Origin of the sequence: Streptomyces sp. NPDC056628, from assembly GCF_042792555.1 — a bacterium.
In the GTDB taxonomy this organism is placed as follows: Bacteria; Actinomycetota; Actinomycetes; order Streptomycetales; family Streptomycetaceae; genus Streptomyces.
The window spans coordinates 98,017-111,996 of sequence record NZ_JBHTWG010000003.1; the positions used below are offsets into that span (position 1 = coordinate 98,017).

Annotated in this window: 15 protein-coding genes; 3 read left to right on the forward strand and 12 right to left on the reverse strand. The window is 73.2% G+C overall.

What is annotated here, in order from left to right:
- The 10 genes from cysD to ACFRAC_RS06115 form a co-directional block, all read right to left on the reverse strand.
- Positions 1–939 carry a sulfate adenylyltransferase subunit CysD gene (cysD, locus tag ACFRAC_RS06070; protein ID WP_382921418.1) on the reverse strand — a complete coding sequence of 313 codons (939 nt, stop codon included), beginning with the start codon at positions 937–939 and terminating at the stop codon, positions 1–3.
- Positions 936–1,472: an adenylyl-sulfate kinase gene (cysC, locus tag ACFRAC_RS06075; protein ID WP_382922108.1), complete on the reverse strand. Its 537-nt coding sequence runs from the start codon at positions 1,470–1,472 to the stop codon at positions 936–938. The genes cysD and cysC overlap by 4 nt, the downstream gene beginning before the upstream one ends.
- 26 nt (positions 1,473–1,498) lie before the next feature.
- Positions 1,499–2,209 carry a phosphoadenylyl-sulfate reductase gene (locus ACFRAC_RS06080; protein WP_382921421.1) on the reverse strand — a complete coding sequence of 237 codons (711 nt, stop codon included), beginning with the start codon at positions 2,207–2,209 and terminating at the stop codon, positions 1,499–1,501.
- A complete protein-coding gene (locus ACFRAC_RS06085) occupies positions 2,206–2,385 on the reverse strand; it encodes a hypothetical protein (RefSeq protein ID WP_055624009.1) in 180 nt (59 codons plus the stop codon). The genes ACFRAC_RS06080 and ACFRAC_RS06085 overlap by 4 nt, the downstream gene beginning before the upstream one ends.
- Entirely contained in the window at positions 2,382–4,082 is a 1,701-nt protein-coding gene (locus tag ACFRAC_RS06090) for a nitrite/sulfite reductase (RefSeq protein ID WP_382921425.1), read from the reverse strand. The genes ACFRAC_RS06085 and ACFRAC_RS06090 overlap by 4 nt, the downstream gene beginning before the upstream one ends.
- A gap of 129 nt (positions 4,083–4,211) precedes the next feature.
- The gene (locus ACFRAC_RS06095; RefSeq protein WP_382922110.1) at positions 4,212–4,295 is read right to left on the reverse strand and encodes a putative leader peptide; all 84 of its coding nucleotides are present in this window, start codon (positions 4,293–4,295) and stop codon (positions 4,212–4,214) included.
- Between the two features lie 126 nt (positions 4,296–4,421).
- Complete coding sequence (locus ACFRAC_RS06100) at positions 4,422–4,994, reverse strand: GNAT family N-acetyltransferase (RefSeq protein ID WP_382921429.1); 573 nt, start codon at positions 4,992–4,994, stop codon at positions 4,422–4,424.
- Between the two features lie 76 nt (positions 4,995–5,070).
- Entirely contained in the window at positions 5,071–6,351 is a 1,281-nt protein-coding gene (locus tag ACFRAC_RS06105) for a hypothetical protein (protein ID WP_382921432.1), read from the reverse strand.
- Positions 6,352–6,501: 150 nt separating this feature from the next.
- Positions 6,502–7,794 (reverse strand): GAF domain-containing protein, encoded by a 1,293-nt coding sequence (locus tag ACFRAC_RS06110; protein ID WP_382921435.1) that lies wholly within the window; start codon positions 7,792–7,794, stop codon positions 6,502–6,504.
- Positions 7,795–8,057: 263 nt separating this feature from the next.
- On the reverse strand, positions 8,058–9,692 hold the full coding sequence (locus ACFRAC_RS06115) for an acyl-CoA dehydrogenase family protein (RefSeq protein ID WP_382921438.1): 1,635 nt from the start codon (positions 9,690–9,692) through the stop codon (positions 8,058–8,060).
- Between the two features lie 113 nt (positions 9,693–9,805).
- Here ACFRAC_RS06115 and ACFRAC_RS06120 point away from each other — a divergent pair, with 113 nt between their 5' ends.
- Positions 9,806–10,951 carry a YihY/virulence factor BrkB family protein gene (locus tag ACFRAC_RS06120; RefSeq protein WP_382921441.1) on the forward strand — a complete coding sequence of 382 codons (1,146 nt, stop codon included), beginning with the start codon at positions 9,806–9,808 and terminating at the stop codon, positions 10,949–10,951.
- On the opposite strand, the gene ACFRAC_RS06125 is transcribed toward ACFRAC_RS06120, so the two are convergent.
- Positions 10,948–11,823: an NmrA family transcriptional regulator gene (locus ACFRAC_RS06125; RefSeq protein ID WP_382921443.1), complete on the reverse strand. Its 876-nt coding sequence runs from the start codon at positions 11,821–11,823 to the stop codon at positions 10,948–10,950. The genes ACFRAC_RS06120 and ACFRAC_RS06125 overlap by 4 nt on opposite strands.
- An 80-nt stretch (positions 11,824–11,903) precedes the next feature.
- On the opposite strand from ACFRAC_RS06125, the gene ACFRAC_RS06130 reads away from it, so the two are divergent.
- Together ACFRAC_RS06130 and ACFRAC_RS06135 are read left to right on the forward strand one after the other, a co-directional pair.
- Positions 11,904–12,863: a cupin domain-containing protein gene (locus tag ACFRAC_RS06130; RefSeq protein WP_382921446.1), complete on the forward strand. Its 960-nt coding sequence runs from the start codon at positions 11,904–11,906 to the stop codon at positions 12,861–12,863.
- Entirely contained in the window at positions 12,856–13,539 is a 684-nt protein-coding gene (locus tag ACFRAC_RS06135; RefSeq protein ID WP_382921449.1) for a helix-turn-helix domain-containing protein, read from the forward strand. The genes ACFRAC_RS06130 and ACFRAC_RS06135 overlap by 8 nt, the downstream gene beginning before the upstream one ends.
- On the opposite strand, the gene ACFRAC_RS06140 is transcribed toward ACFRAC_RS06135, so the two are convergent.
- A complete protein-coding gene (locus ACFRAC_RS06140; protein ID WP_382921452.1) occupies positions 13,525–13,923 on the reverse strand; it encodes a VOC family protein in 399 nt (132 codons plus the stop codon). The genes ACFRAC_RS06135 and ACFRAC_RS06140 overlap by 15 nt on opposite strands.
- Positions 13,924–13,980: the final 57 nt, after the last annotated feature.

Below are 13,980 nucleotides of genomic sequence, written 5' to 3' on the forward strand. Positions count from 1 at the left end.
TTAGAAGTACCCCTCGCGCTTGCGGTCTTCCATCGCGGCCTCGGAGAGCTTGTCGTCGGCGCGGGTGGCGCCGCGTTCGGTGAGCCGGGACGCGGCGATCTCGGTGATGACCTGCTCCAGGGTCACCGCGTCGGACTCCACGGCCCCGGTGCAGGACATGTCGCCGACGGTGCGGTAGCGCACGAGGCGCTTCTCGACGGTCTCGTCGTCCTTGGGGCCGCCCCACTCGCCGGCCGTCAGCCACATGCCGGCGCGCAGGAACACCTCGCGCTCGTGTGCGAAGTAGATCTGCGGCAGCTCGATGCCCTCGCGGGCGATGTACTGCCAGACGTCCAGCTCGGTCCAGTTGGACAGCGGGAAGACGCGGACGTGCTCGCCGGGCGCGTGCCGGCCGTTGTACAGGTTCCACAGCTCGGGGCGCTGGCGGCGCGGGTCCCACTGCGAGAACTCGTCGCGGAGGCTGAACACCCGCTCCTTGGCGCGGGCCTTCTCCTCGTCGCGGCGCCCGCCGCCGAAGACCGCGTCGAACTTCTCCGCCTGGATCCTCTCCGTCAGCGGCAGCGTCTGCAGCGGGTTGCGGGTGCCGTCCGGGCGCTCCTTGAGCGCACCCCGGTCGATGTATTCCTGTACCGAGGCGACGTGCAGCCGCAGCCGGTGCCGGTCGACCGTGCGGTCCCGGTACTCGATGACCTCGGGGAAGTTGTGGCCCGTGTCCACGTGCAGCAGCGAGAAGGGCACCGGCGCGGGCGCGAACGCCTTCAGCGCCAGATGCAGCATGACGATGGAGTCCTTGCCGCCGGAGAAGAGGATCACCGGCCGCTCGAACTCCCCGGCCACCTCACGGAAGATGTGGACGGCCTCGGACTCCAGGGAGTCCAGGTGCGACAGGGCGTACGGGCTGTCCGTACCCTCCTGCGGCGTCGCGACGGTCGTCGTCATGCCAGTCCCCTTTCGGTGAGCAGTGCGTACACGGACGCCGCGGACTCCTGCACGGTCTGGTGCTGCGACTCGATCCGCAGATCCGGCGACTCGGGCTCCTCGTACGGGTCGTCGACCCCGGTGAGCCCGGTCAGCTCACCCGCGGCCTGCTTGGCGTACAGACCCTTCACATCGCGGACGGAGCACACGTCGACCGGCGTGGCCACGTGCACCTCCAGATAGGGCGCCCCGCCCTCCTGGTGGCGCTTGCGGACCGCCTCGCGGCTGTCGGCGTAGGGCGCGATCACCGGGACGAGCGCCTTGACGCCGTTGCGGGCGAGCAGTTCGGCGACGAAGCCGATGCGCTGCACGTTGGTGTGCCGGTCCTCGCGGCCGAAGCCGAGGCCCGCCGAGATGAACTCGCGGATCTCGTCGCCGTCGAGGACCTCGACCCGGTGGCCCTCGGCCCGCAGCCGGCCGGCCAGTTCGTGGGCGATGGTGGTCTTGCCGGCGCTCGGCAGACCCGTGAGCCAGACGGTGGCTCCGGTCGTCACGTGGTTCTCCTGGGTCTGGGGGGTCGTCATCCGTGCAGTCCGCACTCGGTCTTGGAGCGGCCCGCCCAGCGGCCGGCGCGCGCGTCCTCGCCCGCGAGGACCCGGCGGGTGCACGGGGCGCAGCCCACGGAGGCGTAGCCGTCCGTCAGCAGCGGATTGGTCAGCACGCCGTGTTCGGCGACGTAGGCGTCCACGTCGTCCTGGGTCCAGCGGGCAATGGGGGAGACCTTCACCTTGCGCCGCTTCTCGTCCCAGCCGACCACCGGGGTGTTCGCCCGGGTCGGGGACTCGTCGCGGCGCAGCCCGGTCGCCCAGGCCACGTAGTCCGTGAGGCCCCGCTCCAGCGGCTCGACCTTGCGCAGAGCGCAGCACAGATCGGGGTCGCGGTCGTGCAGCTTCGGGCCGTACTCGGCGTCCTGCTCGGCGACCGTCTGCCGGGGGGTGAGGGTGATGACGTTGACGTCCATCACGGCCTCGACGGCGTCACGGGTGCCGATGGTCTCCTCGAAGTGGTAGCCGGTGTCGAGGAACACCACGTCGACGCCGGGCATCGCACGGGAGGCGAGGTGGGCGACGACCGCGTCCTCCATCGAGGAGGTTACGCAGAACCGCTCGCCGAAGGTCCCGGCCGCCCACTGGAGGATCTCCAGCGCGGAGGCGTCCTCCAGGTCGCGGCCCGCCTGCTCGGCGAGCGCCCGCAGCTCGTCCGTCGTGTGCTCGTGCCGAGTCGCCGTCATATCTCGTCTCCCCCGGTGTCGTCGTGCCGAAGGCCCCGTGCGAGCAGCCCGAGGAACTTCAGCCGGAAGGCGCGGTTGCACGCGGCGCACTCCCAGGCGCCGTGGCCCTCCTCGCTCGGGCGCAGGTCCTCGTCGCCGCAGTAGGGGCAGTAGAAGGGCGCGGCCCGCTCGCTCATGACAGGGCCTCCTGCGAAGCGCGCGCGGCCCAGGTCGCGAACCGCTCGCCCTCCTCACGCTCCGCCTGGAACCGCTTGAGGACCCGCTCGATGTAGTCGGGCAGTTCCTCGGAGGTGACCTTCAGGCCGCGGACCTTGCGGCCGAACCCGGCCTCCAGGCCGAGCGCGCCGCCGAGGTGCACCTGGTAGCCCTCGACCTGCTCGCCCCGGTCGTTCAGGACCAGCTGCCCCTTGAGACCGATGTCCGCCACCTGGATACGGGCGCAGGCGTTCGGGCAGCCGTTGAGGTTGATGGTCAGCGGCTCGGCGAAGTCGGGCAGGCGGCGCTCCAGTTCGTCGATCAGCTGGGAGCCGCGCTGCTTGGTCTCGACGATCGCGAGCTTGCAGAACTCGATGCCGGTGCAGGCCATGGTGCCGCGCCGGAAGGTGGACGGCCGCGCGGTCAGGTCCAGCGCCTCCAGGCCCTCGACCAGCGAGTCGACCCGGTCCTGCTCGACGTCGAGCACGATCATCTTCTGCTCGACGGTGGTGCGCACCCGGCCCGAGCCATGGGCCTCGGCCAGGTCGGCGATCTTCGTGAGCGTGCCGCCGTCGACGCGTCCCACGCGCGGGGCGAAGCCGACGTAGAAGCGGCCGTCCTGCTGCCGGTGCACGCCGATGTGGTCGCGCCACTGCTGGACGGGCTGCTCGGGCGCGGGCCCGTCGATCAGCTTGCGCCCGCCCAGGTACTCGTCCTCCAGCACCTGGCGGAACTTCTCCGCGCCCCAGTCGGCGACGAGGAACTTCAGCCGGGCCCGGTTGCGCAGCCGGCGGTAGCCGTAGTCGCGGAAGATCGAGATGACGCCCTCGTAGACGTCCGGCACCTCGTCGATCGGCACCCAGGCGCCGAGGCGGACACCCAGCTTGGGGTTGGTGGACAGGCCGCCGCCGACCCAGACGTCGAAGCCGGGACCGTGCTCGGGGTGCCGTACGCCGACGAACGCGACGTCGTTGATCTCGTGCACCACGTCCAGCACCGGGGATCCCGAGATGGCCGTCTTGAACTTGCGGGGCAGGTTCGAGTACGCCTTGTTGTTCAGGACGCGGCGCTTCATCTCCTCCAGCGCGGGGGTGGCGTCGATGATCTCGTCCTCGGCGATCCCGGCGACCGGCGAGCCGATCATCACGCGCGGGGTGTCGCCGCAGGCGGTGATCGTGGACAGCCCCACGCCCTCCAGCCGCTCCCAGATCGCGGGGACGTCCTCGATCCGGATCCAGTGGTACTGGATGTTCTGCCGGTCGGTGATGTCCGCGGTCCCGCGCGCGTACTCCTGCGAGATCTCGCCGATCACCCGCAGCTGCTGGGTGGTGAGCGCACCGCCGTCGATGCGGACGCGCAGCATGAAGTAGGAGTCGTCCAGCTCCTCCGGCTCCAGGACGGCCGTCTTGCCGCCGTCGATCCCGGGCTTGCGCTGGGTGTACAGACCCCACCAGCGCATGCGTCCGCGCAGGTCGTTGGGGTCGATGGAGTCGAAGCCGCGCTTGGAGTAGATCGTCTCAATGCGTGTCCGCACATTGAGACCGTCGTCGTCCTTCTTGAACTGCTCGTTGCCGTTCAGCGGGGTGTGGTGGCCCACGGCCCACTGACCCTCACCGCGGTGACGGCTCACCTTGCGGCGCGGAGTCGCGGCAGCAGGCTTCTGCGGGGTGGCGGCCATGGTTGATACGTCCTTCGGGACAGGCGGGAATGCGGCTCGACCTGCGCATACGGGCGCACGGGCAGAGGTGCGCGGCATCGCGCGGGACGGAAGCGGGAACGGAGAGCGGAGTCGGGCGCCGCAGGGCGGTCAGCGCACCGGACAGATGGCGCTGGACACGCGGCCCAGGTCGACGTGCCGCCGACTCACCAAGGCAATTCCAGTTCCAGGCATGACAGAAGCGTGTCACGACGATCTGAGACCAGTCCAGCTTCGTCCGAGATGCGGACACCCTTGTCCCGTAGAGTGAGACAAGGGTGTCGTCGGTCACATGACCCGATCGGGTCGTTTCCGGCCAGGTCAGCCAGGGTACGCCCCGGGCCACGGGCCGGGCGTCGCCACCTCGGCCTCCTCCTCGACCTTCGTGTCGAACAGCGTGAAGCCCCGGCGCTGGTAGTTCGCCATCGCGTGCTCCCCGTCCTTGCTGCACGTGTGCAGCCACACCCGCTTGGTCGGCGGCAGCTCCGGCCAGCGCTCGGCCAGGTCCCAGGCGCGGGCGGTGCCGTACGCCAGCAGGTGGCCGCCGATCCGCCGTCCGCGGAAGGCCGGGATCAGGCCGAAGTAGACGAGCTCCACGACCCCGCCGTCCTGCGCCTCGAGCTCCACATAGCCCGCCGGCGTCCCGCGGTCGTACGCCACCCAGGTCTCGACACCCGGACGCGCCAGCTGCTCCTGCCACCGCGCGAAGCTCCAGCCGAGCCGGTCCACCCAGCGGATGTCACCGCCGACGGACGCGTACAGGAAACGGCTGAACTCGGGCGAGGGGACCTCGGCGCGGACGACCCGCACGTCCCCGTCCGGCGCGGCGGCCGGGAGGAGATCGGCGGGGGAGGTCTGTTCCAGGGACCAGGTGGTCACGGCGATGTCGGGCATGCCGTCAGGCAATCATCCCGACGGCGGATCTGTCGATCGGCCCCCTGCCCCGGCCACCCCGGCCGGGGCCCGCCCCTCAGTCCAGGGCGGCGTCGATCGACCGCAGCGGCACCGCGAACAGCGTCCGCCCCGACTGCGACCACACCTCGCCGGTCGCCTCCCAGTACGACAGGGAACCGGCTCCCACGCCCCAGCACCTCGGGGCGCCCTCCGTGCCGCACCGCGTCGCCTCGGCGCCGTCGGTGTCCTGGCGCCACAGGCTGCCGTGCCGGTCCGTACGGGCCGGAGCGCGCCCCACGTACCAGCCGGCCCGGTCCGTCCCCGGTGCCCGGCGCGACAGCACGCCTTCGACGCCGGACGCCTCCGTCTCGTACGCCTCGACGGCGCGGACCACTCCGGTGCCGTCCGTGGCCAGCAGACCGGTGCGGGCCGGGTCCTTGCTGAACGCGTACCGCCACAGCCGGGCGTGCCCGTCGCCGTCCGCCGCGGTCCGCTCGCTCGCGACCAGGCTGTCCGGCGCCGTGCTGCGGTCCAGCGACACCGCCCCCAGCCGGGGCGCGTCCCGGCCGGTCAGCCGGTACGAGCCGACGGCCGGCAGCACGAAACCGAGGCCGTGCGCCGACCAGCCCGCGCCCACCCGGCCCACGGCGGCACTGTCGACCGTGGTGCGCTGGACGCGGTCCAGGTCGTACACGTACAGCCCGTCGCCCGCGGTGACCAGCAGCTTGTCCTGGTACCAGACCATGCCCGACAGACGGGACGTCATCGGGCGGTAGTCCCGTCCGCCGTCCACCGGGACGACGAGCAGCACCGAGGTGTACAGCAGCTGGTCCATGTCGGTGGCGTCCACGAACGACACCCGGGCCGGCCGGCCGGCGCCCTGGCTCCAGCCGGACAGGATCACCCGGTGGTCGTTCCACCAGCCGTCGTCGTCGGCGTCGCCCGAGGTGGTCACCGCTCCCGCCCGCCAGGACCGGGTGTCCCCGGCGTCCCAGCAGTACGCGCGGGTGGCCGCCGGGGCCACCGGCAGCCCGGTGCGCTCCCCGGCCGTGCAGTCGTCCGCGGCACGCAGCGTGTGCTCGGCGCCCTCCAGGACGGCGCCCACCCCGACCGGCTTCCCCATCGCGGAGGACAGCCTGTCGAGCGTCGCCTCGGGGACCAACTGCTCGCGCAGCCGCAGCGCGTCCGTCCCGGCGGCCCCCGAGAGCGGCTTCAAGGCCCCGGGATCGTCACCCACCGTGGCCTGCGAGGCACTGATCATCGTGGCGGCGGCGGTGAGCGCCAGGGCGGTTCCCGCGAGGAACGCGCGCAGCGCACGGCCCTGTTTGCGTCGACGGTGTCTGCCGCGGTGCTTCATCAAACCTCCCGAGGCGAGCCAACTGCGCCCATGGGTCCGAGCGTTGACCGAAGGAGCAGGTGGGGCGGCCCGTATCAGGGATGCTACGGCAGAAAGGCACTCTCGCGGACGAAGACCCTGCAAATATGCGCCAGAAGGTTGTGGACCGGGTCATCCCGGCCGGGACCCCGCTCCCCGCGCGCGGACGATCCCGGGCGCCGTCGAGTGCGGCAGCAGGGCGCCCGCGTCCCGCGGCAGCAGCATCTCCACCTCGGCGTCCTCCCGGAACCGGTACGGCCGGTGCTCCAGATGCGCCCCGAGGTAGCGGCGCACCCGCGACATCTCGGCACGCACCGTCACCGTGCGCCGCGCGTCCCCGAACATGTCCTCCGCCAGGCCCGCCGCGCTGCGCCCCTCCCGGTCCATCGCCAGCAGGCACAGTAACTCGGCGTGCCGGGGACTCAGTTCGTGACTCCACGTCCCGGCACCGCCGGACACCGTCACCGACCACCGGCGCGGCTCGCCCAGATCCAGCGTGATCCGGGTCGCCCCGGGCGTCCCGGGACCGTCGCAGGCCCGCAGCAGCCAGCCCCCGGCCAGCGGCTCCATCGTGCACAGCCCGAGCGGCGGCAGCCATCTGCGCCCCGGCACCGCCGACTTGGGCAGCGCGATCCGGTGCGTGTACGGCATCCCGGTCACCACCGCGGTCCAGCCGTCCCGGTCCACGACGACGGCCCGCCCGGTCAGCCGGGCCAGCGCCGGCGCCGCCACCGCCCGTAACCGCTCCAGCGACGCCGTGTGCAACTCCCGCAGCCGGGCCTCGGCCAGCTTGGCCACCGAGCCGACCCAGGGGAGCGTCGCCGGATGCATCGTCTCCAGCGGCCCGCTGACGTCCACCACACCGATCAGCCGGCCGTCCCGCGGGTCCGTGATCGGCGCGCCCGAGCACGTCCAGGAGGCCAGCGAACGCCGGAAGTGCTCGGCGGCGAAGACCTGCACCGGCCGGCGCACCACCGCCGGGGTGCCCACGCCGTTCGTGCCGACGACGCTCTCCCGCCAGTCCGCGCCGACTTCGAAGCCGAGGCCGTCGGCCTTGCGCAGCACCGAGGGGCTGCCCTCCCGCCACAGCACCCGGCCCTCCTCGTCGGCGACGACCATGATGTGGTGGGCGACGTCCGCGACCGACAGCAGGCTCTCGCGCAGCACCGGCAGCACATGCCGCAGCGCGGTCTCCTCCCGGCGCCGCTGCACCTCCTCCCGGGACAGCAGACCCGCGCGGACGTCGTGCTCCGGGTCCACGCCGCTGCGCAGCATGCGTTCCCAGGACTGCTCGATCACCGGGCGCGGCGCGACGGGCGCGCGCCGCCCGGAGAGCGTGGCGGAGCGGACGTCGCTGAGCACGCGCGCGGCCCGTGCCGAGTCCACGGCGGCCAGCTGCGTCACGTCCGTCGGCGAGAGCGCCAAGGGTCCTGCCGGCAGAAGAGGTCTCAACCTGACTGTGCGTCTCATAGTGTGCGTCTCCTAGTGCCGGTCCGGCGCATACGGAAGGACACGGTCCGCACACAGACGCCAACAAGTTGCAACCCCCTGCAACCCTGGCGGACGGCTCTGGCCTGATCGAGACTGTACCGACGCCGTCCCGAGCGGCGTCAGCCGTCTCGAATGGGTCGGCAGCGGGGGTGGTGCCGTGTCGGCGCAGCACCACCCCCGCCTCGCGTCCGCGCAGGTCAGGAGAGTGGCCGGGCCCGCTCCACGAGCGCGGCACGGGCCAGGCCGTGCGGCAGCGTCCCGAACGCCGCGCCCGCGTCGCCGCCGAGCCGCGACGCGCAGAACGCGTCGGCGACGTCCGATGGCGCGAAACGCACCAGCAGCGACCCCTGGAGCACCAGCGCGAGCCGCTCGGTCACGCGCCGGGCACGCGCCTCGGCACCCTCGAGATCGGCCAGTTCCGTCAACAGCCCCCTGATGGCCGTATCCAGCCGGTGATCGGCGCCCCGGGCCAGGCCGACCTCCCGCAGATACGCGTCCAGCGCCGCCGGCTCCCGCCGCAGCACCCGCAGGACGTCCAGCGCCTGGACGTTGCCCGCGCCCTCCCAGATCGAGTTCAGCGGCGACTCGCGGACCAGCCGAGGCAGCTGCGACTCCTCGACGTACCCGTTGCCGCCCAGGCACTCCGCGGCCTCCACGGCCACCGGCGCGCACCGCTTGGTCACCCAGTACTTGGCGGCCGGCACGGCGATCCGCAGCAGCGCCCGCTCCTGCTCGCCCCCGTCGTCGTAGCAGGCCGCCAGCCGCAGGGCGACGGTGGTCGCCGCCTCCGACTCGACGGCCAGGTCCGCCAGGACGTTGCGCATGAGCGGCTGGTCGACCAGCTTCGCCCCGAACACCTCGCGGTGGGCGCAGTGGTGGATCGCCTGCGCCACCGCCTGCCGCATCAGCCCGGCCGAGCCGAGCACACAGTCCAGGCGGGTCGCCGCGACCATCCCGATGATGGTGCGCACCCCGCGCCCCTCCTCACCGACCCGGCGCGCCCACGTCCCGTCGAACTCGACCTCCGCGGACGCGTTGGACCGGTTGCCCAGCTTGTTCTTGAGCCGCTGGATGAGGAACACGTTGCGGCTGCCGTCCTCCAGCACCCGCGGCACCAGGAAGCAGGTCAGCCCCCCGGGCGCCTGCGCGAGCACCAGGAACGCGTCCGACATCGGCGCCGAGCAGAACCACTTGTGCCCGGTCAGCGCGTAGGTGCCGGACTCGGCGAGCGGGTCCGCTCGCGTCGTGGTGGCGCGGACGTCGCTGCCGCCCTGCTTCTCCGTCATGCCCATCCCGAACAGCACGCCCGCCTTCCGCGCCGCGGGCCGCAGCTCGCGGTCGTAGACGACGGACGTCAGCCGCGGCTCCCACTCGGCGGCCTGACCGGGATCGGTGCGCAGGGCCGGGACCGCCGCGTGGGTCATGGACAGCGGACAGGTGTTGCCCGCCTCCACCTGCGTCCACAGGACGAACGCGGCCGCCCGCCGCACATGGCCGCCGGGCCGCGTCCAGGCCGCCGTCAGACCCGCCGAGACGCCCTTGCCGAGCAGCCGGTGCCAGGACGGATGGAAGTCGACCTCGTCCACGCGATGGCCGTAGCGGTCGTGGGTCCGCAGCCGCGGAGGGTTGTCGTTCGCCAGCACCCCCCACTCCTGCACCTGCGCCGACCCGCACGTCCGCCCCAGGGCCGAGAGCTCACCGGCGGCCTCGTCCCGCAGCTCCGGCGGCAGATGCCGTTCGACGGCCGAGACCAGGGCCCGGTCGGCGGTGTACACGTCGTACCCGGTCAGGGGCGGGGGCTGGTTGGTCACGCTGTGAGTGCTGCCTGCCATGCCGGTGAACCTATCCCTCCAGAACGCCGTGCCGCCCAGCCTGACACGGCCGGCCGCGCCTCGCGGCGGGCGCCCCGATGAGAGCGCCCGCGCGCGGCGGATACCTTTGGTTCGTGCAGCCAGCAAGTGAATCCCCCGAGCAGCCCTCCGGCCGTCTCCACCGGGCGCGTGCCCTCTACCGGAACGTGTCGAAGCGCAGGACCGCCTGGCTGCTGCTGAAGGACACGGTCAACTCGTGCATCGAGTACCGCATCCTGGGGCTCGCGGCGGAGGCGGCCTTCTTCACGCTGCTGTCCGTCCCCCCGCTGCTGCTCAGCCTCATCGGCCTCCTCGGCTACGTCGACGACTGGACCGGCACCGACACCATCACCAGCCTGGAGACCAACCTCCTGCAGGCCTCCCGTACCGTCCTGTCCGACAAGGGCGTGCGCCAGATCGCCCAGCCGATCCTGGACGACGTCATGAAGGGCGGCCGCCCCGACGTGATCTCGGTCGGCTTCCTGTTCGCCCTGTGGTCGGGGTCGCGCGCGGTGAACGTCTTCATAGACACGATCACCGTGATGTACGGCCTCGACGGGGTGCGCGGCATCGTCAAGACCCGGCTGGTGGCCTTCCTGCTGTTCCTCGCCGCCCTGCTGATCGGCTCGGTGGCGCTGCCGCTGATGGTGGCGGGCCCGGACGCCGTGGTACGGATCCTGCCCTGGTCGGAGACCGTGGTGCAGATCCTGTACTGGCCCGTCGTCACCGTCCTGTCCATCGCGTTCCTGACGACGCTGTACCACGTGTCCGTGCCGGTGCGCTCCCCGTGGATCGAGGACGTGCCCGGCGCCCTGGTCGCCCTCGCCATGTGGGTGCTCGGCAGCTTCCTGCTGCGCATCTACCTCACCAGCACCATCGAGGGCGCCACGATCTACGGCTCCCTCGCCGCGGCCGTCGCCGTCCTGCTGTGGATCGGCGTGTCCGCCTTCGCCGTGCTCGTCGGGGCCGCGGTCAACGCCGCGATCGACCGGGTCTGGCCGGCCGCCGCGACCGCCGCGGCCCGCGAGGCCAACGAGCGGGCGCGCGAGGCCCAGGTCGCCGAGTACGTGGCGCGCGCCGCCGCCGGCCTGGAACACGACCCCGACGACCCGGACATGCCTTCCGAGTTCCCCGAGCGCTGGTCCCGCTTCCTGCCGCCGGAGGACGTCACGTCCCGGTTGCGGACCCATGTGAAGAACCCGCACCACCACCACCCGCACAAGAAGAACGGCGACTCCTAGGCGACGGGGGGCCCGACCGTCCACGCCCCCGCCGCCGCGGCCTCCCGCACGAACGTGGAGAAGTCGCGCGGGGCGCGTCCGAGCACGTCGCGCACATCGTCCGTGAGGTGCGCGTTGCGCCCGTCCAGCAGGGTCTCGAAGACCTCCACCAGGAGCTCCGCCTGCTCGGCCGGCACCCCGAACCCGGTCAGCGCCTCCCCGTAGGCCCGGGCCGGGAACGGGGTGTACGCGACCGGGCGTCCCGTCGCCGCGGCGATCTCCGCGACCGCCTCCCGCCAGGCGAGCAGCCGCGGCCCGGTCAGCCGCAGCGTCCGCCCCGCGTACCGGTCACCGTCCGCCAGCACCGCCGTCACCACGTCCGCGATGTCCCGGACGTCGACGAACGGCTCGCGCACCTCACCGGCGGGGAACACCAGCTCCCCGTGGGAGATCCCCTCCACCAGCGGCCCCTCGCTGAAGTTCTGCGCGAACCACGCGGCCCGCACGACCGTCCAGTCCGCGCCGGACGCCTTCAGCGCCTCCTCAGCCGGCAGCGCCTGGTCCTCACCACGGGCCGACAGCAGCACCAGCCGCCGCACCCCGAGCCCCACCGCCTCCCGGGCCAGCGCGCCGACGCCCTCGGCAGCCGCCGGGTCGCCGATGTCGGTCGGGTACATCAGATACGCCGCGTCCGCGCCCCGCAGGGTCCGCCCCCACGTCGAGGGGTCCGCCCAGTCGAAGCCCGTCGCGCGGGACGCCGCCCGTACGGCGAAGCCCGCCGCGCCCGCCGCGCGGGCCACCCGGCTCCCGGTGCGTCCCGACGCACCGGTCACCACCACCGTCGTGCCGTTCCCGCCGGCCGTCACGGCCCCGTGTTCCTCGTTCCGTGTCATGCCCCCAGTCAACGACCGCACGGTCCGGCCGCCCATCGCGGAACGGCTCCCTCCCATACGCGGGCGTCTACCCTGACGGCATGGACGCCCTCGCCGGTCTGCTCGACGGCCCCCGCGCACGCGGTGCCTTCATGATCCGCGCGTGTTTCGAGCCGCCGTGGTCCGTCCGCGTCGAGGACCGCGCCCCGCTCACCGTCATGGTCATGGTCCGCGGCGAGGCGTGGGTGACGCCCGACCGGGGCGAGCCGGTCCGGCTGCGCGCCGGCGACCTCGCCATCGCCCGCGGCCCGGACCCCTACACCTGCGCCGACGACCCGGGCACCGCTCCGCAGGCCCTGATCCTGCCGGGCGCCGAGTGCCGTCACCCCGACGGACGGTCCCTCAACGGCTCGATGGACCTGGGCGTGCGCACCTGGGGCGACCGGCCCGACGGCTCGGCCGTCCTGCTGATCGGCACCTACCTCGGGGAGGGCGAGATCAGCGGGCGGTTGCTGAACTGCCTGCCCCCGCTGCTGTCCCTCACCGCGGACGTGGGGGACTGCCCGCTCACCCCCTACCTGATGACGGAGGTCGTCCGGGACGCGCCAGGCCAGGAGGTCGTCCTGGACCGGCTGCTCGACCTGCTGGTCATCGCCGCGCTCCGGTCCTGGTTCGCCCGCCCCGAGGCCGAACCCCCGGCCTGGTACCGGGCGCTGGCCGACCCGGTCGTCGGACGGGCGCTGCGGCTCCTCCAGGACGACCCCGCCCACCCGTGGACCGTGGCCTCGCTGGCCGCGAAGGCCGGGGTGTCCCGGGCCGCGCTGTCGCGGCGGTTCACCGGCCTGGTGGGGGAGGCGCCGATGACCTACCTCACGGGATGGCGGCTGGCGCTCGCGGCGGACGCGCTGCGTGACACCGACGACACCCTGGAGGCCATCGCGCGGCGTGTCGGCTACGGCAGCCCGTTCGCGCTGTCCAGCGCCTTCAAACGGGTGTACGGGGTGAGCCCGCAGGAGCACCGGCGGCGCCCGGCCACGGCCCGGGAGGACACCCGTGTATGAGGAGCGGGCGTCCCGGCTGCCGGGGGCCGTCGTCTGGGCGAACACCCCGGACGCGTCCGACAGCGGGCGGGTCCTGCCCGACGGCTGCATGGACCTGCTGTGGAACGAGGGACGGCTGCTGGTCGCCGGGCCCGACACCCGCGCCCAGGTCACCGGGGGCACGGCGGGAGTCTGGAGCGGCGTCCGGTTCCTCCCGGGGACCGCACCCGCCCTCCTGGGCGTCCCCGCGCACGAACTGCGCGACCGGCGGGTCGACCTCGCCGACCTGTGGCCCGCGTCCCGGGTACGCCGGCTCGGCGCCCGCGTCGGGGCCGCGGCCGACCCGCGGACCGCCCTGGAGGACGCCGCACTCACCCTGGCCGCCGCCGCGCAGCCCCCCGACCCGCTGCTGCGGCACCTCGTCAGCGCTCTCGACGCCGGCCGGCCCGTCGCCGCCGTCGCCGGTCAACTGGAGCTCGGTGCTCGGCAGTTGCACCGCCTCTCGCTGGCCGCCTTCGGGTACGGCCCCAAGACCCTGGCCCGCGTCCTGCGGCTGCAGCGCGCCCTGCGGCTGGCGCGCGCCGGTGTGCCCTTCGCGGAGACCGCGGCCCGAGCCGGCTTCGCCGACCAGGCCCATCTCGCCCGTGACGTCAAGGACCTGACGGGTGTGCCCCTGCGAGCGCTACTCGCCGGCTAGCGGCGCGAACAGGTCCACGCCGTTGCCGTCCGGGTCCTGGACGACGGCGTAGCGCTGCCCCCAGAAGGCGTCCCACGGCTTGAGTTCGCCGTGGTACCCGGCGGCCATCAGGTCCTCGTACAGCGCGTCCACCTCGGCCGGGCCGTCGCACCGCAGGGCCAGCGCCGCGCGGCCGCCCCCGGTGGGCGGCCGCCATCCCGGGTGGAAGGACCGGATCGTGTCCTCGGTGTCGAGCAGCAGCCGCACCCCGCCGGGTGGCGCGGCCTCGGCGTGCGGCTGGTCCTCGGCGCCCTCGGGGAAGGGGAACCCGAGACGCCGGTAGAAGGCGACGGAGGCGGCCATGTCGGAGACGACGAGTCCGACGGCATCGAATCGTGGAGTCATGGGGCCACCGTAGGCACCGGGGGAGAGCCCGGTCTTGAAGGAAACGGACACGGAGGG

Excerpts from the sequence above, each read along its gene's own strand:
- cysD (WP_382921418.1), bottom strand. The coding sequence starts at position 939 with ATGACGACGACCGTCGCGACGCCGCAGGAGGGTACGGACAGCCCGTAC.
- ACFRAC_RS06080 (WP_382921421.1), bottom strand. The coding sequence starts at position 2,209 with ATGACGGCGACTCGGCACGAGCACACGACGGACGAGCTGCGGGCGCTC.
- ACFRAC_RS06085 (WP_055624009.1), bottom strand. The coding sequence starts at position 2,385 with ATGAGCGAGCGGGCCGCGCCCTTCTACTGCCCCTACTGCGGCGACGAG.
- ACFRAC_RS06090 (WP_382921425.1), bottom strand. The coding sequence starts at position 4,082 with ATGGCCGCCACCCCGCAGAAGCCTGCTGCCGCGACTCCGCGCCGCAAG.
- ACFRAC_RS06095 (WP_382922110.1), bottom strand. The coding sequence starts at position 4,295 with ATGCCTGGAACTGGAATTGCCTTGGTGAGTCGGCGGCACGTCGACCTG.
- ACFRAC_RS06100 (WP_382921429.1), bottom strand. The coding sequence starts at position 4,994 with ATGCCCGACATCGCCGTGACCACCTGGTCCCTGGAACAGACCTCCCCC.
- ACFRAC_RS06105 (WP_382921432.1), bottom strand. The coding sequence starts at position 6,351 with ATGAAGCACCGCGGCAGACACCGTCGACGCAAACAGGGCCGTGCGCTG.
- ACFRAC_RS06115 (WP_382921438.1), bottom strand. The coding sequence starts at position 9,692 with ATGGCAGGCAGCACTCACAGCGTGACCAACCAGCCCCCGCCCCTGACC.
- ACFRAC_RS06125 (WP_382921443.1), bottom strand. The coding sequence starts at position 11,823 with ATGACACGGAACGAGGAACACGGGGCCGTGACGGCCGGCGGGAACGGC.
- ACFRAC_RS06130 (WP_382921446.1), top strand. The coding sequence starts at position 11,904 with ATGGACGCCCTCGCCGGTCTGCTCGACGGCCCCCGCGCACGCGGTGCC.
- ACFRAC_RS06140 (WP_382921452.1), bottom strand. The coding sequence starts at position 13,923 with ATGACTCCACGATTCGATGCCGTCGGACTCGTCGTCTCCGACATGGCC.